Source organism: Geodermatophilus sp. URMC 63 (genome assembly GCF_053502565.1).
Genome location: NZ_CP199956.1, coordinates 39,652 through 61,409 on the forward strand (window position 1 = coordinate 39,652; position 21,758 = coordinate 61,409).

Consider the following 21,758-nt stretch of genomic DNA (forward strand, 5'->3'; position numbering starts at 1 on the left):
GTGGACGACGCCGACCTCGCCGCCGCCTGCTCCGGGGACGAGGCCGCCTTCGCCCGGCTGGTCGCCCGGCACCGCCGCGAGCTGGTGGCGCACTGCTACCGCATGCTCGGCTCCCCGCAGGACGCCGAGGACGCCCTGCAGGAGAGCCTGCTCGCCGCCTGGCGCGGCCTGCCCGGGTTCGAGGGCCGCAGCTCGCTGCGCACCTGGCTGTTCCGGGTGACCACCTCCGTCTGCCTCCGCCAGGCCCGGCGCCGGCCGCGGCTGCTCTCCCCCGACGCCGGACCGCCCCGGACCGACGTCACCGACCTCGGCGAGCCGGTCCCCGGGCCGGTCTGGCTCGAGCCGCTGCCCGCCGACCTCGTCGACGACCGCGCCGACGACCTGGCCGACGACACGGACCCCGCGACGGCCTACCTGCGCCGCGAGGGCGTGGAGCTGGCCTTCGTCGCCGCGCTGCAGCACCTGCCCGCCACCCAGCGGGCGGTCCTGCTGCTGCGGGAGGTGCTCGGGTACAGCGCGGCCGAGACCGCGGAGCTGCTCGCCACCACCACCGCCTCGGTGAACAGCGCGCTGCAGCGGGCGCGGGCCGCGGTGGCCGAGCGGGTACCGGCGCGCAGCCAGCAGGCGGAGCTCGCCGCGCTCGGGGACGCCGGCCGGTCGGCGCTCGTCGCGCGGTTCGTCGACGCCTGGGAGCGCGCCGACGTCCCGGCGCTCGTCGGCCTGCTCACCGAGGACGTGCGCTTCACGATGCCGCCGCTGCCGGCCTGGTTCGCCGGGCGCGGCGACGTCGCCCGTTTCCTCGCCGAGCGGGTCTTCGCGACCCCCTGGCGGCTGACGCCGGCGACCGTCAACGCCTCGGTCGGGCTGCTGTGCGAGCAGTTCGCCGACGGCGCCTGGCGGCCGGGCTCGGTGACCGTGCTCGGCCTGCGCGACGGGCGCGTCGACTGGATCGCCGCCTTCGTCGACCCCGCCCTGCACGAGCGGTTCGGAACGGGATCCGCCGGCGACCGATGAGTCGCGGCAGCCGCGTGTCTCTGCACGGGTACGGACCCACCGACTCCTGAGGAGACCTCCCGTGATCCCTGTCGTCGTCAGCACCCTCGTGTCCCTGGACGGGTACGTCGCCGGCCCCGGCGGCGACATCTCCCGCCTGCCCATGGACGGCTCGTTCGACGCCCTCAACCTCGAGCGGCTGCGCGCCGCGGGCACCCTGCTGCTGGGTGCCACCACCTACCGCCAGATGGTGGTGTGGTGGCCGGCCGTCGCCGCGGACCCGTCGGTGTCCCCCGCGGTGCAGCTGGACCCGTCCGCCGCCGGGCTGCACCGCGAGACGGCGCGGCGCAACGCCGAGCTGCCTAAGGTGGTCGTCTCCGACTCCCTGACCCCGGCCGACGCCGGCCCCTGGGCCGACACCACGACGATCGTCCGGCGGGCCGACGCGCACGCGGCCGTGGCCGCCCTCCGGGAGCAGGCCGGCAGCGGGGACGTGCTCGTCTTCGGCAGCCGGACGCTGTGGGGCGACCTGCTGGCCGCGGGGCTGGTCGACGAGCTGTTCCTCCTGGTGGGCCCCGCGCTGCTGGGCGCCGGGCTGCGTGCCTTCCCGGACGGCGTCCCGGCGGACCTGCGGCTGCGGGACACGTCCCGGCCTCTCGGCTCGGACAGCGTCCTGCTGCACCACACCGTCGACCGCGTCCGGCCGAGCTGACAGCCACGCCCGCGTGGGCCAGGCTCGGCCGGGTGAGCCGACTCGACGACGTCGACCTGTCCGCCCGGCTGCCGAAGAAGGAGGCCAGGGAGCAGCTCGCCGCGGCGCAGCAGCGCCTGGTGCACCTGCGCCTGCTGCTCGGCGGGCAGATCGGGTCCGGGGAGCTCGGCCCGCCGCTGTGCGTGCTCTTCGAGGGCTGGGACGCCTCGGGCAAGGGCGGGGCGATCAAGCGGCTGGTCGACGAGCTCGACCCCCGGCACGTGCGGGTCGCCCAGTTCGCCGCCCCCTCCTACGACGAGAAGCGGCACCACTTCCTGTGGCGCTTCTGGCCGGTCCTGCCCGGCTGGGGCGGCATGGCCGTGCTCGACCGCACCTGGTACGGCCGGGTGCTGGTCGAGCGGGTCGAGGGGTTCGCGTCCGAGGAGGCGTGGCAGCGGGCCTACGGCGAGATCGTCGACCTGGAGACGACGCTGGCCGCCGAGGGCACGGTGCTGGTCAAGTTCTGGATGCACGTCTCGCCGGAGGAGCAGCTGCGCCGCTTCGAGTCCCGCCGCGACGACCCCTACCGGGCGTGGAAGCTCACCGACGAGGACTGGCGCAACCGGGACCAGCGTCCGGCCTACGAGGACGCCGTCGAGGAGATGCTCGCGCGCACCGACCACCCGGGCGGGCGCTGGACGGTCGTCCCGGCCGACGACAAGCGGTACGCGCGGGTCGCCGTCGTCCGCACCGTGTGCGAGGCGATCGAGGCGGCGCTGGGCGCCCGCGGGGTCGATCCGGACGCCCTGCCGGCGTGAGCCCGCTGCTGCACCTGTGCGAGCCGGCCGCCTGGCGGGCGGCGCTGGCGGAGGGGGCGCTGCGGCCGCCGTCGCTGGACGACGCCGGGGTGGTGCACCTGTCGCACCCGGAGCAGGTGCACCTGCCGGCCGGGCGGCTGTTCCCCGGCCGGCGCGACCTGGTGCTGCTCGTCGTCGACCCGGCGCGCCTCCCCGACCCGGTGCGCGAGCAGCCCGGCGTCCCCGGCGACCCGGACGGGATGCGCTTCCCGCACCTGTACGGGCCGCTCCCGACGGCCGCCGTGGTCGCCGTCGTCCCGTACCGGCCGCCCGCCGTGCCGGTCCTCCCCCGTCCGGACGACGCGCTCGGGCGCGCGCTGGCGCTGTCGCTGTCGGTGCGCGTCCGGCGGGCCGCCGAGGTGCGCGACGTCCCCGGCGGCGTCGCCGTGCTGGACCCGCGCTTCCCGCACTCGCGCGACGACAACCGGCTGGTGCTGGCGGAGCCGGTCGACGCCGCCACCGTGGTCGCCGCCGCGGCCGACGCGGGCCTGCCGCACGCCACCGCGACCCTGACCTGGCCCGGTGCCGGCGGCGTCGCCAGGGAGCTGGCCGGTCGCGGGTGGCAGGCCGAGGAGCTGGTGGTCATGGCCCGCCCCGCGACGCCGGTGCCGCCGGGGCGCCGCGCCGAGGCGGTGGACCAGCGGGAGCTGCACGGCTTCTGGGAGCGCTCGTGGCGGCGTGACCTCGCCGGCCTGCCCGACCTCGACGAGGTGGTCGCCCAGCTCGTCGGCCGGGAACACCGCACCGACGCGGTCGTCGCGGTCACCGACCTCGCCGTCCGGGAGGGCGACCGCCTCGTCGCCGCGGGGCAGCTGCGCCTCGACGGCGCCACCGCGGCGGTGGAGTCGGTCCTGACCGAGCCGGCCGCGCGCGGCCGCGGGCACGGGGACGCCGTCCTGGCGGCGGCACTGGACCGCGCCGCGGCAGCCGGCTGCGACCTCGTGGTGCTGGAGGCCGACGCCGGCGACTGGCCGCGGCACTGGTACGCCCGGCGCGGCTTCGCCGTCGTCGGGTCGACCTGGGAGGTGACTGCTCAGAGCGGGGGCGCCACCCACGACAGCAGCAGGTAGGCCGCCACCGCCGACGGCAGCAGGCTGTCGAGCCGGTCCATGATCCCGCCGTGCCCGGGCAGCAGGGTGCCCATGTCCTTGATGCCGAGGTCGCGCTTGATCAGCGACTCCCCGAGGTCACCGGCGGTGGCGGTGACGGCGAGCGCGGCGCCGAACAGGACCCCGCCCCACCACGGGCCGTCGAGGGCGAGGGTGACGATCGGGGTGGCGACGGCGACGCAGGTCACGACCGACCCGGCCATGCCCTCCCACGACTTCTTCGGGCTCACCGACGGCGCCATGGGGTGCCGGCCGAACAGCACCCCCGCGGTGTAGCCGCCGACGTCGTTGCCGACCACGGTCGCGATGAAGACCAACACCCGCACGGCGCCGTCGTCGGGGACCAGGAGCAGCACCGCGAAGCCGGCCAGCAGCGGCACGTAGAGCGCGACCAGGACCCCGGCCGAGGCGTCGCGCAGGTACCCCTCCGGCCCGTCGCCGAGCCGCCACAGCAGGACGGCGACGACGGTGAACAGGAACGCGACGACCAGGCCGTCGGGCCCGCGGGTCCAGGCCAGCCCGGACATCGCGACCGTGCCCGCGACCAGGGGCGCCAGCGGAGCCCGCGCCCGCCCGGCCTCCAGCGCGCGCACCAGCTCGACGACCCCCACGAGGATCGCCACGGTGACGACGAGCAGGAACGCGGGCCGGTAGACGAGCAGCGAGGCGAGGATGACCGCACCGAGCCCCAGGCCCACCCCGATGGCGGCGACGAGGTCGCGCCCGGCCCGGCCGCTGCCGCGCCGGGCCGCCGGCCGCGAGGCCCCGGCCGCACGGTGCTCGGCCGGCTGGCGCTCGGCCGGGTCCGCGACCACGGCGGCCGGGACGGGCAGCTCCTGGGTCCGGGGAGGATCGGCCGCCGGCGCCCCCTCCGGGAGCGGGACGGCGATCGGGCTGGTCGGCGGCGGCTGGGGTGCCGCGGGGGGAGGTGGCGGGGACGGCCGCCCGACGACCGGGACGGGCCCGGTGTCCGCGTCCCCGGGCACCGGCCGGGCGGGCCCGAGCAGCCGGGTGACCTGCGGGCGGGGGCGCCCCGGGCCGGACGGGCCGGCCCCGGGAGCCTCGGGTCGGGGGGTCATGACGGAGTCGGGAGCGCTCAGACCTCGAGCAGCTCGCCCTCCTTGTTCTTGACCGCCTCGTCGATGCTCGACACGTGCTGGGCGGTGAGGTCGTCGAGCTCCTTCTCCGCGCGGCGCACGTCGTCCTCACCGGCCTCGCCGTCCTTGGCGATGCGGTCGAGCTCCTCCTTGGCGCGGCGGCGGACGTTGCGGATGGCGACCTTGGCGTCCTCGCCCTTGGACCGGGCCATCTTCACCAGGTCGCGGCGGCGCTCCTCGGTGAGCTGCGGGAACACCACGCGGATGATCTGGCCGTCGTTGGTGGGGTTCACGCCCAGGTCGCTGTCGCGGATGGCCCGCTCGATGGCCGACAGCTGGCTGTTGTCGTAGGGCTTGATGACGGCCATCCGCGCCTCGGGCACGGTGATCGAGGACATCTGCGGCACCGGCGTCGGCGCGCCGTAGTAGTCGACCAGGATCTTGTTGAACATCGAGGGTGCGGCGCGGCCGGTGCGCACCGAGCCGAGGTCCTCCCGTGCGACCGACAGGGCCTTGTCCATCCGCTCCTCGGCGTCGAGCAGGGTGTCGTCGATCACGGGTCTCTCCTCCTGCGGCGGGCTGCCCCGCCGCCCTCCTGGGTGCGGCTGCGCGTACGGGCGCCGGGCTCAGTCCGGCTGGCTGATCAGGGTCCCGATCTTCTCACCTGCGACGGCCCGGGCGATGTTGCCGTCCTGCAGCAGGTTGAACACCACGATGGGCATCTGGTTGTCCATGCAGAGGCTGATGGCGGTGGCGTCGGCGACCTTGAGCTGGTCGGCCAGGACCGTGGCGTACTCGAGGTCGTCGTACATGGTGGCCGACGGGTTGGTGCGCGGGTCGTCGTCGTAGACGCCGTCGACACCGTTCTTCGCCATCAGCAGCACCTGACAGCCGATCTCCAGCGCGCGCTGCGCGGCGACGGTGTCGGTGGAGAAGTACGGCATGCCCGCGCCGGCGCCGAAGATGACCAGCCGGCCCTTCTCCATGTGCCGGACGGCCTTGCGCGGGATGTAGGGCTCGGCGACCTGGCCCATGGTGATCGCGGTCTGCACCCGGGTCTCCAGGCCCACCTGCTCGCAGAAGGCCTGCAGCGCGAGGGCGTTCATGACCGTGCCGAGCATGCCCATGTAGTCGGCGTGCCGGCGGTCCATCCCGGCCTCGGCCAGCTCGGCGCCGCGGAAGAAGTTGCCGCCGCCGACGACGACGGCGACCTGCGTGCCGCCGTGGACGACCGCGGCGAGCTGCTCGGCGATGCTGTGCACGATGCCGGAGTCCACGCCCACCGTGCCCCCGCCGAAGGCCTCCCCCGACAGCTTGAGCAGCACGCGCTGGTACCCCGCGCCGTCGGCGGGCTGGAACGCGGTGGGAGCGGACGTGGGCGCGGTGGTGCGCGGCGCGGCGGTGTCGGTCAACGGGTCCATCCCTCGCTCGGCGTCGTTCCCCTGATCCTGCCGCACGGCTCCTGCGGCAGCTCGCGGGCGGGGTCTCCCGCACCGGCGCCCGGGACGCCACCGGCCCCCGTGTCCGGTGGGACGGACGAAGGACCCCGCCACCCCCCACGCCTCGCGTGCTCGGCGCGGGCCCCGGTGCCGGGGCCGATCGGGGGTGGCGGGGTCCTCGCTCCCGCTGCTGCTACGCCTGGCCGACCTCGAAGCGGGCGAACCGCTGCACGGTCAGGCCGGCGTCGTCGAGGATCTGCTTCACCGTGCGCTTGGGCTCGGTGATCGACGGCTGCTCGAGCAGGACGAAGTCCTTGTAGTAGGCGTTGACCCGGCCCTCGACGATCTTGACGATCGCCTGCTCGGGCTTGCCCTCCTCCTTGGCGGTCTGCTCGGCCACGCGGCGCTCGGTCTCGACCGCCTCGGCCGGGACCTCCTCGCGGGACAGGAAGCGCGGGCGGGCGGCGGCGATGTGCATCGCCAGCGAGCGCGCGGCCTCCTCGTCGCCGCCCTGGTACTGGACGGCGACGCCGATGGCCGGGGGCAGGTCGGTGGCCCGCTTGTGCAGGTACACCGCGGTCGGGCCCTCGAAGGTGGCGAAGCGGGAGAGGACGAGCTTCTCGCCGATGCGGGCGGACTCGGACTCGATCAGCTTGCCGACGGTCTGGCCGTCGACCTCGGTCGCCAGCAGCGCGTCGAGGTCGTTCGGCGACTGCTCGAGCACGATCTCGATCAGGCGCTCGGCGAGTGCGACGAAGTCGGCGTTCTTGGCGACGAAGTCGGTCTCGCAGTCGAGCTCCAGCAGGGCGCCGTGCTTGCTGACGACGATGCCGTTGGTCGTCGAGCGCTCGAGGCGCTTGCCGACGTCCTTGGCGCCCTTGATGCGCAGCAGCTCGATGGCCTTGTCGTACTCGCCGTCGGCCTCGGTCAGGGCCTTCTTGGCGTCCATCATGCCGGCGCCGGTGGCGTCGCGGAGCCGCTTGACGTCGGCGGCGGTGAAGGCAGGCATGTCACTTCCCTACGGGTGTGGAGTGGGTGGGTGCGGACGTGCCGCGGCGCCGCTGCCCGCCCGCGGACGCGGGTGGGCGGCGGCGCCGGCGGGTCAGCCGTTCTGGGCGCCCTGGGTGCCGGTGGCCGTGTCGCCGGTGGCGGGCACGCCCTCGACCGGGGCGATCTCCTCGGCGGTGACGGTCGGCGGGGCGTCCGGGGTCTCCGGCAGCGGGGTGGCCGCAGCGTCGGCGGCTGGGACCTCGGCGGCCGGGGCGGCACCGTCGGCCTGGCCGGTGAGCAGCTCGCGCTCCCAGTCGGCCAGCGGCTCGCCGCCACCGATCGCCGGCTCGCCGCCGTCCTCGCGTCCGGCGTTGGCCTGCGAGGCCGAGCGGGCCATGAGGCCGTCGGCGACGGCGTCGGCGACCACGCGGGTCAGCACGGTGATGCTGCGGATCGCGTCGTCGTTGCCCGGGATCTTGAAGTCGACCTCGTCGGGGTCGCAGTTGGTGTCGAGGATCGCCACGACCGGGATGCCCAGCTTGCGGGCCTCACCGACGGCGATGTGCTCCTTCTTGGTGTCGACGATCCAGATGGCGCTGGGCACCTTCTGCATGTCGCGGATGCCGCCGAGGCTGCGCTCGAGCTTGGCCTTCTCGCGGGTCAGGCCGAGCTGCTCCTTCTTGGACAGGCTGACCAGCACGCCGGTCTGCTCCATGTCCTCGAGCTCCTTGAGCCGCTGCAGCCGCTTGTGCACGGTCTGGAAGTTGGTGAGCATGCCGCCCAGCCAGCGCTGGTTGACGTAGGGCATGCCGACCCGCTGCGCCTGCTCGGCGACGACCTCCTGCGCCTGGCGCTTGGTGCCGACGAAGAGGATCGAGCCGCCGTGGGCGACGGTCTGCTTGACGAACTCGTAGGCACTGTCGATGTACCCGAGCGTCTGCTGCAGGTCGATGATGTAGATGCCGTTGCGCTCGGTGAAGATGAACCGCTTCATCTTCGGGTTCCAGCGACGGGTCTGGTGCCCGAAGTGGACGCCGCTGTCGAGCAGCTGCTTCATGCTGACGACTGCCATGTGCAGCCTTCCTGTCCGTGCGCGCGGCCGTCGGGCGGCCACGCTCCTCGGTTGACGCGGGCACCGGGTGGTGCACCGCCCTGGCGTCCCGCGGCGCCACCGACCCGGGGTGGACCGGGACCGAGGTGGGGCTGCCCCGCCGGAGCGGCGGGAGGAGGACGCGCGGAGTCGACCCGCCGTGACGGGTCGCACCGGAGAGCATACGCCGCGCCCCGGGTGGCCCTCCCCCGCCGTCGGGGCCGTCCACAGGTCACCTCGTCCGTCCCGCTCCGGCGGGGCGGACGGCGAGGCTCGCGGGGTGCGCCTGCGCCTCCTGACCGCCGCGCTCGTCGTGTCCGCCGCGGTGCTGCTGCCCGCCCCCGCGGTCGCCGAGCCGGCCGCCCCTCCTGCGAGCGTCTGGGTGTCCCCGCTGGGCGACCCGCCGACGGTCACCCGCCCCTTCGCGCCGCCGCCGTCGCCGTACGGGCCCGGGCACCGCGGCGCCGACCTGGCCGCGTCGCCGGGGACGGCGGTCCGGGCGGCCGGTGACGGCGTGGTCGTCTTCGCGGGGATGGTCGCCGGCCGGCCGGTGGTGAGCGTGGACCACGCCGACGGGCTGCGGACGACGTACGAGCCGGTGCAGCCGACCGTGGCCGCCGGCCAGGTCGTGGCCCGCGGTGCCCCGCTGGGCACGCTGCTGGCCGGTCACGAGGGGTGCCCGACCGAGGCCTGCCTGCACTGGGGCCTGCGCCGGGCGGAGACGTACCTCGACCCGCTGGCCCTGCTGCGCCCGCCCGAGGTCCGTCTCCTGCCGGTGGGGTGACGCGCGGGAGGGTCGTCCCGGGCCGGCCGCCGCCCCTAACCTGCGCGAGGTGCAGACCGAACGGGGCCTCGACCGTCTCGTCACGTTCCTCGACGCGGTCGTCGCCATCGCCATCACGCTGCTGGTACTGCCGCTCACCGAACTGCTCGACGGCGCCGAGCAGCGGACCGGCCTCGGCACGCTCCTGGCCGACGAGGCGCCGCAGATCGGCGCCTTCTTCCTCAGCTTCGCCGTGATCGCCCGGCTGTGGCTGATCCACCACCGGGTGGTCGAGACCGTGCGGTCCTACGACCGGGCGTTCCTCACCGCCAACCTGCTGTGGATCCTCACGATCGTGCTGCTGCCCTTCGCGACCCAGGTGGCGGCCTCCTACGGCACCGCCCGACCGGCCGTGGCGCTCTACATCGGCACGATCACGCTCAGCTCGATCTGCCTCACGTCGATCAGCGTGCTGCTGTGGCGGCGTCCCGGCCTGCGCCGCGACGCCGCCGGGCAGGTCCCGCCGCCGTGGCCCGCGCTGGTCGCCAGCGGGCTGTTCGTCGCCGCGCTGCTGGTCGGCGCGCTGGTGCCGGGCGTGCACTACTGGGCGATGTTCCTGCTGTTCCTGTCCGGGCCGCTGGAGTCCGCGGCGCGCCGCCGCACCGCTCCCGGACGGGTCGCCGCCGACTGAGGGTGCGGATCGGGCCGTTCGGCGCCGGTGCGGTGCCCGACCACCGGGACCGGGCCGTCGAGCCGCGTGGCAGCGCCCGCCACTCCCGGTGGGCCGGCGGGCCCCGGACCCTCGGTGCGGTCCCCCGCCGGTCCCACCCGGCGAGCAGCAGGGGCCCCTGCCGCTCGGGGCGGTGGACAGCCGGGGAGCGGAGGCCCGGAGAGGCCGCGATCAGCGGGCCGGGCCGGCAGGAGCGCACGCCCGAGCGCCACCGACGCCTCAGGCGATGTCACCTACCTCAGGCGATGTCGGCTACCTCAGGCGATGTCGGCGAGCTTGGTGCGCAGGTGGAGGACGGCCTTGGTGTGCAGCTGGCAGATCCGGCTCTCGGTGACGCCGAGGACACGGCCGATGTCGGCGAGGGTCAGGCCCTCGAAGTAGTAGAGGCTGACGACGACCTTCTCCCGCTCGGGCAGCTGCTCGACGGCGCGCGCGAGCAGCTGGCGTGCCTCGCCGTGCTCCGCGGCGGCCTGCGGGTCGAGGGCGTTGGCGTCCTGCAGGGTGTCGACCAGCCGGGGCGCGCCGCCGTCGTCGTCGGTGAGCAGCTCGTCGAGGGCCACCACGTTGACCAGGGAGAGCTGGCCGAGGAACTTGCGGACCTCCTCGACGTCCATGTCCATCTCCGCGGCCACCTCCTCCTCGGTGGGGCTGCGCTGCAACCGGCTCTCGAGGGCGGCGACGGTGCGCTCGAACTGGCGGGCCTTCATCCGCACCGACCGCGGGATCCAGTCGGTGCTGCGGAGCTCGTCGATGATCGCGCCGCGGATGCGCGACATCGCGTAGCTCTCGAACTTGACCTCGCGCGAGGGCTGGTACCGGGTGATCGCGTCGATGAGCCCGAAGGTGCCGTAGGAGACGAGGTCGGCCTGCTCGACGTGGGCGGGCAGGCCGCTGCCGACCCGGCCGGCGACGTACTTCACCAGCGGCGCGTAGTGCAGGATCAGCCGGTCCCGCAGCGCGGGGGCGCGGTCGGTGACGTACTGCGCCCAGAGTTCGGCCAGAGCTGCGTCGGCGTCCTCGTCGGACGTGCCGATCCGGTGGGTGGTCGCCTCGGGCACGGTGTGCACTCCCGCTCTCTGGGTGGTCCGGCGTCCCGCGGCGGGCGGGGACGCGGTGAGGGTGGACTCGGTGGGGCCCGGTAGGTGGCGGGCCGGCGTGTGGGGGTCCGCTGGGTGTCGCAGCACGGTCGACGCTCCGCTCAGGCCCGGGGGTGCGCCTGCGCGTGCACCGCGCGGAGGCGCTCGACCGTCACGTGCGTGTAGATCTGCGTCGTGGCGAGGCTAGCGTGGCCGAGCAGCTCCTGGACCGACCGCAGGTCGGCGCCGCCCTCGAGCACGTGCGTCGCCGCGGAGTGGCGCAGCCCGTGCGGGCCGATGTCGGGAGCGCCCGGCGCCCGGGCGACGGCGGCGTGCACCGTGCGGCGGGCCTCGCGGGGGTCGAGCCGCCGGCCGCGCAGGCCCAGCAGCAGCGCGGGCCCGGACTCCGGGGTGGCCAGCGCGGGACGGCCGCGGGTGAGCCACTGGTCGAGCGCCAGCTCGGCCGGCGCGCCGTAGGGGACGCTGCGCTCCTTGCGGCCCTTGCCGAGGACCCGCAGCAGCCGCCGGCCGCGGTCGACGTCGTCGACGTCGAGACCGACCAGCTCGCTGACCCGGATGCCACTGGCGTAGAGCAGCTCGAGGACGACGGCGTCGCGCAGGCCGGCGGGGTCGTCGGCGCCGGCGGCGGACTCGACGACCGCCCGCGCCTGGTCGGGGGCGAGCACGTCGGGCAGCGTCCGGTGCGCCTTGGGGCTGACCAGCCGCAGGCCGACGTCCTCGGGCGTGACCCCCGAGCGCCGCAACCACGCGGTGAACGAGCGGGCGGCCGCGGCCCGGCGGGCGGTGGTGGCGCGGCTGGCTCCCCGGGTGCGGCCCTGGGCCAGCCAGCTGCGCAGGACGGCGAGGTCGAGCTCGTCGGCCCGGACACCGCCGCGCCGGGCGAGGTGGTCCAGCAGCCAGACGGTGTCGGTGACGTAGCCCCGGACGGTGTGCTCGGAGAGGTCCCGCTCCTCGCGCAGCGCCTGCTCGTAGCCCTCGAGCGCGGCGGCGAGCGCCGGCGGAAGCGCGGCGCGGGCATCGGCGGTCCGGGCGGTCACACCCCGACCGTCCGACGGCGTCCCCCGGCGGTCAAGCCGCCGCGCCGCTCACCCGCCCGTGACGGAAGCCGGGTCACCACCGCCCCAGCCGTTGCGCACCCCGGCCGGCCCGCGCGGCACCGGCCGCCGCCGCGGAGAGGCCGCGCGGGACACCGCCATGACCCCGCCGAGACCCCGCGTTCGCCGGCGGCCGGCGTCACCGGCCCGCGCCGTGCCCCTCCCTCCGCCTCGGCGGCGGGGCCAGCCGCCAGCCGGTGCCGGTCCACTGCACGAGCTCGGCCAGCTCCAGCGCCGGCAGCACCCGCAGAGCCTCCAGGGGGCCGCAGCCGGCGACGGCGGCCAGCCGCTCGGCGCTGACGCCGACGCGCACCGGGCAGGCGTCGAGCACCCGCCGGGCCAGGTCGGAGAGCCCGTCGCGAGGTCCCGGGGGCCGCGCCGGCGGCTCGGCGAGGTCGGCCCCGATGCCACCCACCGCCTCGACCACCTGCGCGGCGCCGGTGACCAGGCGTGCGCCCGCCTCCTCCTCGCGGAGCAGCTCGTGGCAGCCGACCGACATCGCGCTGGTCACCGGGCCCGGCACGACGAGCACCTCCTTGCCCAGCCCCCGCGCGCGGCGCGCGGTGGCCAGCGCACCGGAGCGGGCGGCCGCCTCGACGACCACGGTGCCGCGGGTGAGCGCGGCGATGATCCGGTTGCGGACGAGGAAGCGGTGCCGGTGCGGCGCCGCGCCCGGCGGCCACTCGCTGACCAGCAGGCCGCCGCCGTCGGCGATGCGGGTGAAGACCGCCGAGTGGGCGACCGGGTAGGGCCGGTCGACCCCGCAGGCCAGCACGGCGACCGTCGGCGCCCCGGCGGCCAGCGCGCCGCGGTGGGCGGCCGCGTCGATGCCGTAGGCCCCGCCCGACACGACGGTCCAGCCCCGCTCCCCGAGCTGGTGGCCGAGCTCTGCGGCCACGTGCTCGCCGTAGGCGGTGGACGCCCGGGCCCCGACCACCGCCACCGACCGGTCGGCCACCTCGTCGAGCCGGGCGGTGCCGCGCACCCACAGTCCGACCGGCGGCACCAGCGCGGTCGTGCGGTCGGACTGCTCGACCTCCCCGGCACGGCTGACGACGGCCACGGTGAGCGAGTGCAGCGGCAGGGCCGGCCACTCGTCGTCCTCGGGGACCACCAGGCGGGCACCGCAACGCTCCGCGCGCCGCAGGTCGGCCAGGCTGGCGTCGTCCCCGGCGCGGACGCCGACCAGCGCCCGCGCCGTCTCCGGTGCCGTGCCCGCGCGCAGGGCCCGCACGGCAGCGACCGGGCCGACGTCGTCGATCCAGCGCCACAGCTCCACGGAGCCGGGCTCGGTCGCGCGGGTCAGCCATGCCCGCGCGCGCCGCAGGCCCGGGACGGCCGCACCGTCGACCGCCGTCGGCCCGCTCAGCGCCTCCTCGAGGTCTTCGTCGAGGGTCGGCGCGCTCATGCCGCCACCCGCTGCAGCCGCAGGCCCAGCGCCTCGGCCACGTCGTCGCCGTCGGGGACCGTGCGCCCGGCGAGGTCGGCCAGCGTCCAGGACACCCGCAGCACGCGGTCCAGCCCCCGGACCGACAGCACGCCGCGGTCGAGCGCCCGCTCGGCCAGGGCCAGCGCCGGCCGGGGCACCGTCCAGCGCTCGCGCAGCAGCCGGCCGGGCACCTGGCTGTTGAGCGCCAGGCCGGCGCGGCCCAGCCGGGCCGCCGAGGCCGCCCGCGCGGCCGCGACCCGGGCGGCCACCTGCGCGGTCGACTCCGGTGGCTCCTGCCCGCGCAGCCAGGCCGCTCGCGTCACCGGCGGCAGGTCCACACGCAGGTCGATGCGGTCGAGCAGCGGGCCCGACAGTCGGGCCTGGTAGCGGCGGCGTTCCAGCGGGCTGCACGTGCAGGCGGCGTCCCCCGCCGCGCTGGCGCAGGGACACGGGTTGGCGGCCAGCACCAGCTGCGCGCGGCACGGGAAGGTCGCCGACCCCGACGCGCGGGCGATGGTGACCGCGCCGCGCTCCAGCGGCTGGCGCAACGTGTCCAGGGTCGCGCGGGAGAACTCCGGCGCCTCGTCGAGGAAGAGGACACCCCGGTGGGCCCGGCACAGGGCACCGGGCCGGATCGCGCCCGAGCCGCCGCCGACCAGCGCCGCCATCGTCGCCGAGTGGTGCGGCGCCTCGAACGGCGGCCGGCTCACCAGGGGCACACCCGGCGGCAGCGTGCCGGCGACCGAGTGGATCCCGGTGACCTCCAGGGCGGCCCGCTCGTCGAGGACGGGCAGCAGCCCGGGCAGCCGCTCGGCGAGCATCGTCTTGCCCGCACCCGGCGGCCCGGTGAGGAACAGGTGGTGCCCGCCGGCCGCCGCCACCTCGACCGCGCGCCGGCCGGCGGCCTGCCCGACGACGTCGCCGAGGTCGGGGACCGGCCCCGGCGGGGGCAGGGGTCCGCGGACGTGCGGCGACAGGCGGGCGTGGCCCGACAGGTGGGCCACCAGGTCGCCGAGGGTCGCCGCCGGCAGGACCTCGACGCCGTGCACCAGCGCGGCCTCCTCCGCGTTGCCGGCCGGGACCACGACGGCGCCGTGCCCGGCCGCCGCGGCGGCCAGCATCGCCGGCAGGACGCCGCGGACCGCCCGCACGGAGCCGTCGAGCCCGAGCTCGCCGAGCAGGACGAGCCCGTCGGCGGCGTCGGCGGGGACGGTGCCGGCCGCGGCGAGGACGGCGGCAGCCAGCGCCAGGTCGAAGCCGCTCCCCTGCTTGGGCATCGACGCCGGGGACAACCCGATGGTGATCCGGCGCATCGGCCAGGAGGCGCCGGTGTTGACCACCGCGGCCCGGACGCGGTCGACCGACTGGCGCACGACGGCGTCGGGGAGGCCGACCAGGACCACCCCCGGCACACCGGCCGACATGTCCACCTCGACCTCGACCATGGCGCCGCTGACGCCGGCCAGGCCCACCGACCACGTGCGGGCCAGCGTCACGAGAAGGCCCCGCGCAGGTGCGTCACCAGGGCCGGCCGCTCCGGCCGCACGAGCACACCGACGACGTCGAAGCGGAGGTCGGGCGCGTGCTGGTCGTGCGCCGCCAGCCAGCGCTGGGCCAGCGTGCGCAGCCGCCGCTGCTTGGCGGGGGTGACCGCCTCCACCGGGTGGCCGAAGCCGGTGGCGCGGCGGGTCTTGACCTCGCAGAAGACGATCGCCGATCCGTCGCGGGCGACGATGTCGAGCTCGCCGTCGCGACAGCGCCAGTTGCGGTCGAGGACGAGCAGCCCGGCGTCGGTGAGGTAGGTCGCCGCGATGGCCTCGCCCCGGCTGCCGAGTTCGGTGGTGGTGGTCACCCGCCGACCGTCGCCGCTCCGGCCGCCGCCGGTGTGCCGCGGCGGCTCCCTGTGGACGGCGCAGCGGGCTGTGGACGGCCCGGGCGGCGATGTCGTCCCGGTCGGTCAGCCTGCCGGGCGTGCGGAGCGGATCAGGTCAGCCGGGGGCCGTCGGGCAGTTCGAGGTCGGGCTTGTCCAGCTCCTCGACGTTGACGTCCTTGAACGTCAGCACCCGGACGTTGCGCACGAAGCGCGCCGGCCGGTACATGTCCCAGACCCAGGCGTCGGAGAGCTTGAGCTCGAAGAACACCTCGCCGCCGGCCTCGCGGACCTGCAGGTCCACGGAGTTGGCGAGGTAGAAGCGCCGCTCGGTCTCCACCACGTAGGTGAACTGTCGGACGATGTCCCGGTACTCGCGATAGAGCTGCAGCTCCATCTCGGTCTCGTACTTCTCCAGGTCCTCGGTGCTCATCGAGGCTCTCCGGACACAGGGCGCATGCCCCCATCATCGACCATGCCGCCGGGACCGGTGAGTTGGAGCTCCCGGTCGGCGTGTGCGGCACGGCTGTGGGCGTCGCGGGCGCGCACCACGTTGACGAAGCGCGACCGGTGCTCGGGGCAGGGGCCGTGACGCTCGAGGGCGGCGGTGTGGGCCTCGGTGGTGTAGCCCTTGTGCACCGCGAAGTCGTACTGCGGGAAGCGCTCGTGCAGGTCGAGCATGATGCGGTCGCGCGTGACCTTGGCGAGCACCGACGCCGCGGCCACGCAGGCGGCGACCCGGTCGCCCTTCCAGACGGCGAGGTTCGGCCGCCCGAGGCCCGGCACGGGGAACCCGTCGGTGAGGACGTAGTCGGCCGCGGGGTCGAGCGCGCAGACCGCGCGGCGCAGCGCCTCGAGGTTGGTCACGTGCATGCCGCGCGCGTCGAGGTCGGCGACCGGGATGACCACGACCGACCAGGCGACGGCGCGCTCGACGATCTCGTCGTGGACCCGGTCGCGGCTGGCGGCGGTCAGCAGCTTGGAGTCGGCCAGGCCGGGGACGCGGCCGCGGCGGCCGGCGGGCAGGACGCACGCAGCGGCGACCAGCGGGCCGGCGCAGGCGCCGCGCCCGGCCTCGTCGGCACCGGCCACGGCGGTGAAGCCGCGGCGGCGCAGCGAGCGCTCCATGTCCCAGAGGGCGTCGTCGGGCGGGGGTGCGGTGGGGCGGGAGGTCCGGGGGGACGCTGCCCGGTGCGGGAGGGGGAGACGGCCGGCCATCGCCGTCCGAGACTACGACGGTGCCGCCGGGGCGCGGGCGGCCGGACACCGGACGACCGCGGGCCGGTCCCCGGGGTCAGAGGGGACCGGCCCGCGGACCGGAGCCGGGCCGGCCGGCGGCCGGCGGGGCACCTCCCGGACCGCCGAGGAGGCGGACGGCCCGGGCGTGGTGCGCCGGGCCCGGCGGGGATGCGCGCCGGGCCCGGGCGTCGGGGGTCAGACCTCGGCCGGGGCCGGGGCCGCGGCGGTCAGCCCGTGGGCGCCGCAGGTGCAGGCGGCCGGGTTCCGCGAGGAGAGGACCAGCGAGACGGCGTGCGCCCGGTCGCGGGCACCCAGCTTGCGCAGGATCGCCTTGACGTGGGACTTGACGGTGTCCTCGCTGATGAACAGGTTGCGCCCGATCTGCCGGTTGGACTGGCCCTGGAGGAGCTCGTCGAGGACGTCGGACTCGCGGCGGGTCAGCGGGACCTCGGGGGTCAGCGGCTTGCCGACCGGAGCGGCCGAGGGCTCGACGCGGCGGATCTGCGGGTCGACGACGGTGCGGCCGGCGCGGACGGCCAGGACCGCCCAGCCGAGCAGGGTCGGCGAGGTGTTCAGCAGCAGGTAGCCGCGGACGCCGGCGGCGACCGCCTCGTTCACCACGGCCGGGTCCTCGGAGGTCGCCAGGGCGATGACGGCCACCCGCGGGAAGCGGCGGCGCAGGTCGCGGACGACGTTGAGGGTGGCGGCGCGGCCGGCACCCATCTCCACGACCACGGCGTCGGGGCGGGCCGTCTCCACCAGGGTCAGCGCCCGGCGCATCTCCCCCGGGGTGCCGACCGACTGCATGCCGGCGGTCTCGTTGATCATGCTGACCAGACCGCGGCGCAGGACGGGGGCGTCGGCGAGGACGAGGACGCGGGTGACGCCTCGGGCGGCGCTCGCCATGGGTGCGGACACGACGTACTCCATTTCGGTGGACCGAGTTGCTCTCGAACACCTCATCGGAGTGGAATGGGAGTTCCTTGAACACTTCTTCGAGATTTCTCTCAGAAATTCGCTGCGACCCGGAATGGGTCGTCCCCACCACAGCAGAAACGCGACTGGGTCACGATCCGCAGATTGTCGACATGGTGACGCCATTCCCAGGGAATGGCGCGGGAACGACCGGACACACGACGACGACGCCGCCCCGCAGGGGGCGACGCCGTCGTGAGGCAGGTGCGGGCAGCCGCGCTAGCGGTCGGCGGTGCGGCGCAGCCGCCGCCGGCGGTGCCACACCGTCACGGGCAGCGCGCCGACCACCCCCGCACCCAGCGGGAGCACCGAGCCGGCGGGGCTCACGGTGCCGGACGGGGCCTCGGCCGAGGCCTCGGCGTGCTGGATGTCGGGGTCGTCGAGGGTGCCGAAGCGGTTGATCGGCCAGACGATGAGCGCGGCCTTGCCGATGACGTCGTCCACGGCGATCGTCCCGCTGTAGCGGTCACCGACGTGGGAGCGCGAGTCGGCCGACGCCGAGCGGTGGTCGCCCATCACCCACAACCGGCCCTCGGGGACGGTCACCGCGTCGAACGCACGGCTCTCCAGGGGCGTGTTCTCGTAGATGTAGGGCTCGTCGAGGGGCTGACCGTCGACGGTCACCCGGCCCTCGGCGTCGCAGCACTGCACGGTCTGGCCACCGGTGGCGATGACCCGCTTGACGTAGTCGTCCTCGCTCGGCGGCGCGACGCCGACCGTGCGGCCCAGCCACAGCAGCGCGCCGGTGAACCAGTTGTCCGGCTCCTGGACGTCGACCTCGGGCACCCAGGTGTCGGGACCCTGGAAGACGACGATGTCGCCGGGCTCGGGATCGCCGAACCAGTACGGGACCTTGTTCACGAGCACCCGGTCGCCGGTGCACCCGGGGCAGCCGTGCAGCGTCTGCTCCATCGACCCGGAGGGGATGAAGAACGCCTGCGCGAAGAAGGTCTTGACCACCAGCGCCAGCACGAAGGCCACCAGGAGCAGCACCGGCAGCTCGCGCAGCAGCGAGGTCTCCGACCGCTGGGCCCGCCGCCGGCGCCAGCGGCGGCTCGTGGCCTCGGCTCCGGAGGGGGGGACGTCCCCTAGGACGACGTCGGCGGACTCCCCGGACCGGTCGCTGCTCATCGGGAGCCAGCGTACGGCCGTGGGGAGCCCGCCGTGGACAGGCCGGGTGGGGCCGGCCGGGAGGTCGTCAGCGCGCGACGGTCTCGCGACGCTCCTTGATCTTGGCGGCCTTGCCGCGCAGCTCGCGGAGGTAGTACAGCTTGGCGCGACGGACGTCACCGCGGGTGACGAGCTCGATCCGCTCGACGACCGGGGTGTGCACCGGGAAGGTGCGCTCGACGCCCACGCCGAAGCTCACCTTGCGGACGGTGAAGGTCTCGCGGATCCCACCGCCCTGGCGGCGGATGACCACGCCCTGGAAGACCTGGATGCGCGACCGGTTGCCCTCGACGACGCGGACGTGCACCTTGACGGTGTCCCCCGGACGGAACTCGGGGATGTCGTCGCGCAGCGAGTCGGCGTCGAGTACGTCCAGGGTGTTCATCGCAGCATTCCTCGGTCTCAGCGGTGGCTCGTCGTCGGCCCGGCAGCGGGTGCCCCGCGCTCCGGTCCAGATGGCTGCGACTCCAGGAGGGAGTGCCCGTCGGCGGGCGCCTCCGGTCTGCAGCAGCTCTCTACTGTGCCACATCCGCGCTGGGCTGCCGAGCGGACCCCGGGCGGGCGCGGACTCAGTCGACGACGCGGGGTGGGCGGCGCCACGGTCCGGCGAGCAGTTCGGGCAGCACCGCGGCCAGCTCGCGGGGCGCGAACGCCTCGGCCGAGGCGGCCACCTCGGCCGGCGTCCACCAGCGGTGCGGCTCCTCGCCGAGCAGCTCCAGCTCCGTGCGCCCGGCCGGGTCCACCTCGTGCACAACGTCGCGCAGCACGAAGAAGGTCTCGCGCGAGTCGACCTGCACGCCGGCGAAGAGCCCCACGTGCCGCCGGAACCAGACCGGGCCCTCGAGCGCCGCGGGGTCGACGACCAGGCCGATCTCCTCGGCCAGCTCCCGGACGGCGGCCTGCCGGACGGTCTCGCCGTCCTCCACTCCCCCGCCGGGCGTGTACCAGAACAGCACGTCGCCGGGTGGGACGGCGGGGTCGGTCAGCCGCGCTCCGAGCAGCAGCACCCGCCTGTCGGGGTCGAGGACGACGACCCGCGCCGTCGGCCGCACCCACGCCTGCTCAGGCACCGTCGAGGACCGCCCGGTCGGCCGGCGAGAGGGCGTCCTCGGGCAGTGCGGCCAGCAGGTCCGGACGCCGGGCCGCCGTCCGCCGCAGCGACTCCGCCCGCCGCCACCGGGCGATCGCGGCGTGGTCGCCCGAGAGCAGCACCGGCGGGACGTCGAGCCCGCGCCAGGAGGCCGGCCGGGTGTAGGAGGGGCCCTCGAGCAGCCCGTCGGCGTGTGAGTCGTCCTCGACCGACTCGCGGTTGCCGACGACGCCGGGCAGCAGCCGGGTGACCGCCTCGACCATGACCAGCACCGCCGACTCGCCGCCGGCCAGCACGTAGTCGCCGATCGAGACCTCCGACACCGGCCCGGCCGCCGTGGCCCACTCGGCCACCCGCTGGTCGATGCCCTCGTAGCGGCCGCAGGCGAAGACCAGCCCGGGCTCGGCGGCCCACTGCGCGGCGACGGCCTGGGTGAACGGGCGCCCGGCCGGGGTCGGCACCACCAGGCGGGTGCCGGGCGGGCGGACCGCCTCCAGGGCGCGCGCCCACGGCTCGGGGCGCATGACCATGCCGGGGCCGCCGCCGTAGGGGGCGTCGTCGACGGTGCGGTGGACGTCGTCGGTCCACTGCCGGAGGTCGTGCACGCCGATGGCGACCAGGCCGCGCTCGGCGGCCCTGCCCAGCAGCGACTGGCGCAGCGGGGCGAGGTACTCGGGGAAGATCGTGACGACGTCGACGCGGTAGGGGCCGCTCACAGGTCGAGCAGCCCCTCCGGCGGGTCGACGACCACGACACCCTCGGCGAGGTCGACGGTGGGCACGATCGCCGCGACGAAGGGCACCAGCAGCTCGCCTCCACCGGTGCGCGCGACGACCAGCAGGTCGGCGCCCTCGTGGCGCACGGCGGCGACGGTGCCCAGCGGGGCGCCGTCGGTCAGCCGGGCGGCCAGGCCGACGAGCTGGTGGTCGTAGTAGGCGTCGGGGTCCTCCAGCGGCGGGAGGTCGGCGACCGGCACGTGCAGCTCGGTGTCGCGCAGCTCCTCGGCCGCCTCGCGGCTCTCCACGCCCGCGACGGTGAGCAGCAGCACCTCGCGGTGCCAGCGCACGCCGGCCACGGTCAGCGGACCGCGGGTGGCGGGTTCGGTCAGCAGGACGGCGCCGGGGACGAAGCGGTCGTCCGGGTCGTCGGTGCGGACCTCGACGGTCACCTCACCACGGACACCGTGGGGCCGGCCGATGCGGCCGACCACCACGGTGTCCGGTGGGGTATGGGCGTCCAAGGGACGGCGGGGCTCAGCGCCCGTCGGTGTCGACGACGTCGACCCGCACGCCGCGGCCGCCCACGCCGGTCATGACCGTGCGCAGCGCCTTGGCGGTGCGCCCGCCGCGGCCGATCACCTTGCCGAGGTCGTCGGGGTGCACCCGGACCTCGAGGGTCTTGCCGCGGCGACCACCGACCAGGTCCACGGTGACGTCGCGGGGGTGGTCGACGATGCCCTTGACCAGGTGCTCGAGCGCCTCTTCGAGCACGTCTTACTCGGCGGGCGTCTCGGCGGCGTCGGTGCCCGCCGCGTCGTCGGCCTTGGGGGCGGCCTTCTTCTTGGGCGTGGTGGCACCGGCGGCGGGCTCGTCGCCGTTGGTGCGCACGAGCTCCTCGTAGAGGGCCTTGCGGTCGGGCTTGGGGGCGGCGACCTTCATGGGCGGCGGCGCCGGCTCGCCCTTGAACTTCTGCCAGTCACCGGTGACCCGGAGGATGGCGGCGACGGCCTCGGTCGGCTGCGCGCCGACGCCCAGCCAGTACTGGGCGCGCTCGCTGTCGACCTCGATGAAGGAGGGGTCCTCCTTCGGGTGGTACTTGCCGATCGTCTCGATCGAGCGACCGTCCCGCTTGGTGCGGGCGTCGGCGACGACGATGCGGTAGTACGGGGCGCGCATCTTGCCCAGGCGCATGAGCTTGATCTTGGTGGCCACGGTGGCTCGGATTCTCCTCGAACGCTGTCTGACGGTGCTCGCCGGACGGACGCGTGGGGTTACGCCGGGGCGGAGCCAGGGACACGGCCGGCGTCGGTGAGAG

At 75.7% G+C, this 21,758-nt stretch carries 26 protein-coding genes; 6 read left to right on the forward strand and 20 right to left on the reverse strand.

Features of this window, described 5'->3' with window-relative positions:
• The 4 genes from ACWIZO_RS00190 (at position 1) to ACWIZO_RS00205 (ending at position 3,611) form a co-directional block, all read left to right on the forward strand.
• A complete protein-coding gene (locus ACWIZO_RS00190) occupies positions 1–1,014 on the forward strand; it encodes an RNA polymerase subunit sigma-70 (RefSeq protein WP_448640569.1) in 1,014 nt (337 codons plus the stop codon).
• 61 nt (positions 1,015–1,075) lie between these two features.
• Positions 1,076–1,705 (forward strand): dihydrofolate reductase family protein, encoded by a 630-nt coding sequence (locus ACWIZO_RS00195; RefSeq protein WP_448640570.1) that lies wholly within the window; start codon positions 1,076–1,078, stop codon positions 1,703–1,705.
• 32 nt (positions 1,706–1,737) lie between these two features.
• The gene (locus ACWIZO_RS00200; protein WP_448640571.1) at positions 1,738–2,502 is read left to right on the forward strand and encodes a polyphosphate kinase 2 family protein; all 765 of its coding nucleotides are present in this window, start codon (positions 1,738–1,740) and stop codon (positions 2,500–2,502) included.
• The gene (locus ACWIZO_RS00205; protein ID WP_448640572.1) at positions 2,499–3,611 is read left to right on the forward strand and encodes a GNAT family N-acetyltransferase; all 1,113 of its coding nucleotides are present in this window, start codon (positions 2,499–2,501) and stop codon (positions 3,609–3,611) included. Before ACWIZO_RS00200 ends, ACWIZO_RS00205 begins: the two co-directional genes overlap by 4 nt.
• Here ACWIZO_RS00205 and ACWIZO_RS00210 read toward each other — a convergent pair.
• The 5 genes from ACWIZO_RS00210 to rpsB form a co-directional block, all read right to left on the reverse strand.
• Positions 3,575–4,729, reverse strand: a complete 1,155-nt coding sequence (locus ACWIZO_RS00210; RefSeq protein WP_448640573.1) for a phosphatidate cytidylyltransferase — start codon at positions 4,727–4,729, stop codon at positions 3,575–3,577. The genes ACWIZO_RS00205 and ACWIZO_RS00210 overlap by 37 nt on opposite strands.
• A 17-nt stretch (positions 4,730–4,746) precedes the next feature.
• Positions 4,747–5,304, reverse strand: coding sequence for a ribosome recycling factor (gene frr, locus ACWIZO_RS00215; RefSeq protein WP_446756823.1), 558 nt, complete (start codon positions 5,302–5,304; stop codon positions 4,747–4,749).
• A 69-nt stretch (positions 5,305–5,373) separates the two neighbouring features.
• Complete coding sequence (pyrH, locus tag ACWIZO_RS00220; protein WP_448640574.1) at positions 5,374–6,159, reverse strand: UMP kinase; 786 nt, start codon at positions 6,157–6,159, stop codon at positions 5,374–5,376.
• A gap of 220 nt (positions 6,160–6,379) precedes the next feature.
• Positions 6,380–7,195: a translation elongation factor Ts gene (gene tsf, locus ACWIZO_RS00225; protein WP_448640575.1), complete on the reverse strand. Its 816-nt coding sequence runs from the start codon at positions 7,193–7,195 to the stop codon at positions 6,380–6,382.
• Between the two features lie 93 nt (positions 7,196–7,288).
• Positions 7,289–8,248, reverse strand: coding sequence for a 30S ribosomal protein S2 (gene rpsB, locus ACWIZO_RS00230; RefSeq protein WP_448640576.1), 960 nt, complete (start codon positions 8,246–8,248; stop codon positions 7,289–7,291).
• 298 nt (positions 8,249–8,546) lie between these two features.
• Here rpsB and ACWIZO_RS00235 point away from each other — a divergent pair, with 298 nt between their 5' ends.
• Positions 8,547–9,050 carry a M23 family metallopeptidase gene (locus ACWIZO_RS00235; RefSeq protein WP_448640577.1) on the forward strand — a complete coding sequence of 168 codons (504 nt, stop codon included), beginning with the start codon at positions 8,547–8,549 and terminating at the stop codon, positions 9,048–9,050.
• Between the two features lie 49 nt (positions 9,051–9,099).
• Positions 9,100–9,720, forward strand: coding sequence for a TMEM175 family protein (locus ACWIZO_RS00240; protein ID WP_448640578.1), 621 nt, complete (start codon positions 9,100–9,102; stop codon positions 9,718–9,720).
• A gap of 296 nt (positions 9,721–10,016) precedes the next feature.
• On the opposite strand, the gene whiG is transcribed toward ACWIZO_RS00240, so the two are convergent.
• From whiG to rpsP, 15 genes are all read right to left on the reverse strand, one after another.
• Positions 10,017–10,817, reverse strand: a complete 801-nt coding sequence (gene whiG, locus ACWIZO_RS00245; protein ID WP_448640579.1) for an RNA polymerase sigma factor WhiG — start codon at positions 10,815–10,817, stop codon at positions 10,017–10,019.
• Positions 10,818–10,957: 140 nt separating this feature from the next.
• Complete coding sequence (locus ACWIZO_RS00250) at positions 10,958–11,893, reverse strand: tyrosine-type recombinase/integrase (protein ID WP_448640580.1); 936 nt, start codon at positions 11,891–11,893, stop codon at positions 10,958–10,960.
• Positions 11,894–12,089: 196 nt separating this feature from the next.
• Positions 12,090–13,358 (reverse strand): DNA-processing protein DprA, encoded by a 1,269-nt coding sequence (gene dprA, locus ACWIZO_RS00255; protein WP_448640581.1) that lies wholly within the window; start codon positions 13,356–13,358, stop codon positions 12,090–12,092.
• A complete protein-coding gene (locus tag ACWIZO_RS00260; protein ID WP_448640582.1) occupies positions 13,355–14,875 on the reverse strand; it encodes a YifB family Mg chelatase-like AAA ATPase in 1,521 nt (506 codons plus the stop codon). Before ACWIZO_RS00260 ends, dprA begins: the two co-directional genes overlap by 4 nt.
• On the reverse strand, positions 14,872–15,231 hold the full coding sequence (locus ACWIZO_RS00265; protein WP_448640583.1) for a YraN family protein: 360 nt from the start codon (positions 15,229–15,231) through the stop codon (positions 14,872–14,874). The genes ACWIZO_RS00260 and ACWIZO_RS00265 overlap by 4 nt, the downstream gene beginning before the upstream one ends.
• A 131-nt stretch (positions 15,232–15,362) precedes the next feature.
• Positions 15,363–15,683 (reverse strand): DUF2469 domain-containing protein, encoded by a 321-nt coding sequence (locus tag ACWIZO_RS00270; RefSeq protein ID WP_446756854.1) that lies wholly within the window; start codon positions 15,681–15,683, stop codon positions 15,363–15,365.
• Complete coding sequence (locus tag ACWIZO_RS00275; RefSeq protein WP_448640584.1) at positions 15,680–16,378, reverse strand: ribonuclease HII; 699 nt, start codon at positions 16,376–16,378, stop codon at positions 15,680–15,682. Before ACWIZO_RS00275 ends, ACWIZO_RS00270 begins: the two co-directional genes overlap by 4 nt.
• A gap of 306 nt (positions 16,379–16,684) precedes the next feature.
• On the reverse strand, positions 16,685–17,407 hold the full coding sequence (locus tag ACWIZO_RS00280; RefSeq protein ID WP_448640585.1) for a LuxR C-terminal-related transcriptional regulator: 723 nt from the start codon (positions 17,405–17,407) through the stop codon (positions 16,685–16,687).
• Between the two features lie 276 nt (positions 17,408–17,683).
• Complete coding sequence (gene lepB, locus ACWIZO_RS00285) at positions 17,684–18,595, reverse strand: signal peptidase I (RefSeq protein ID WP_448640586.1); 912 nt, start codon at positions 18,593–18,595, stop codon at positions 17,684–17,686.
• Positions 18,596–18,662: 67 nt separating this feature from the next.
• A complete protein-coding gene (gene rplS / locus ACWIZO_RS00290) occupies positions 18,663–19,019 on the reverse strand; it encodes a 50S ribosomal protein L19 (protein ID WP_448640587.1) in 357 nt (118 codons plus the stop codon).
• Positions 19,020–19,203: 184 nt separating this feature from the next.
• Positions 19,204–19,704 (reverse strand): NUDIX hydrolase, encoded by a 501-nt coding sequence (locus ACWIZO_RS00295; protein WP_448640588.1) that lies wholly within the window; start codon positions 19,702–19,704, stop codon positions 19,204–19,206.
• The gene (gene trmD / locus ACWIZO_RS00300; RefSeq protein ID WP_448640589.1) at positions 19,697–20,440 is read right to left on the reverse strand and encodes a tRNA (guanosine(37)-N1)-methyltransferase TrmD; all 744 of its coding nucleotides are present in this window, start codon (positions 20,438–20,440) and stop codon (positions 19,697–19,699) included. The genes ACWIZO_RS00295 and trmD overlap by 8 nt, the downstream gene beginning before the upstream one ends.
• Positions 20,437–20,937 (reverse strand): ribosome maturation factor RimM, encoded by a 501-nt coding sequence (gene rimM / locus ACWIZO_RS00305; RefSeq protein WP_448642907.1) that lies wholly within the window; start codon positions 20,935–20,937, stop codon positions 20,437–20,439. The genes trmD and rimM overlap by 4 nt, the downstream gene beginning before the upstream one ends.
• 40 nt (positions 20,938–20,977) lie before the next feature.
• Positions 20,978–21,214 carry an RNA-binding protein gene (locus ACWIZO_RS00310; RefSeq protein WP_446756861.1) on the reverse strand — a complete coding sequence of 79 codons (237 nt, stop codon included), beginning with the start codon at positions 21,212–21,214 and terminating at the stop codon, positions 20,978–20,980.
• Between the two features lie 3 nt (positions 21,215–21,217).
• Positions 21,218–21,655 carry a 30S ribosomal protein S16 gene (rpsP, locus tag ACWIZO_RS00315; protein ID WP_448640590.1) on the reverse strand — a complete coding sequence of 146 codons (438 nt, stop codon included), beginning with the start codon at positions 21,653–21,655 and terminating at the stop codon, positions 21,218–21,220.
• Between the last annotated feature and the right edge of the window lie 103 nt (positions 21,656–21,758).

Coding starts and splice junctions, on each gene's coding strand:
- rpsB (WP_448640576.1), bottom strand. CDS start 8,248: ATGGCAGTCGTCAGCATGAAGCAGCTGCTCGACAGCGGCGTCCACTTC.
- tsf (WP_448640575.1), bottom strand. CDS start 7,195: ATGCCTGCCTTCACCGCCGCCGACGTCAAGCGGCTCCGCGACGCCACC.
- ACWIZO_RS00270 (WP_446756854.1), bottom strand. CDS start 15,683: ATGAGCACCGAGGACCTGGAGAAGTACGAGACCGAGATGGAGCTGCAG.
- ACWIZO_RS00210 (WP_448640573.1), bottom strand. CDS start 4,729: ATGACCCCCCGACCCGAGGCTCCCGGGGCCGGCCCGTCCGGCCCGGGG.
- ACWIZO_RS00275 (WP_448640584.1), bottom strand. CDS start 16,378: ATGGAGCGCTCGCTGCGCCGCCGCGGCTTCACCGCCGTGGCCGGTGCC.
- rplS (WP_448640587.1), bottom strand. CDS start 19,019: ATGAACACCCTGGACGTACTCGACGCCGACTCGCTGCGCGACGACATC.
- lepB (WP_448640586.1), bottom strand. CDS start 18,595: ATGAGCAGCGACCGGTCCGGGGAGTCCGCCGACGTCGTCCTAGGGGAC.
- dprA (WP_448640581.1), bottom strand. CDS start 13,358: ATGAGCGCGCCGACCCTCGACGAAGACCTCGAGGAGGCGCTGAGCGGG.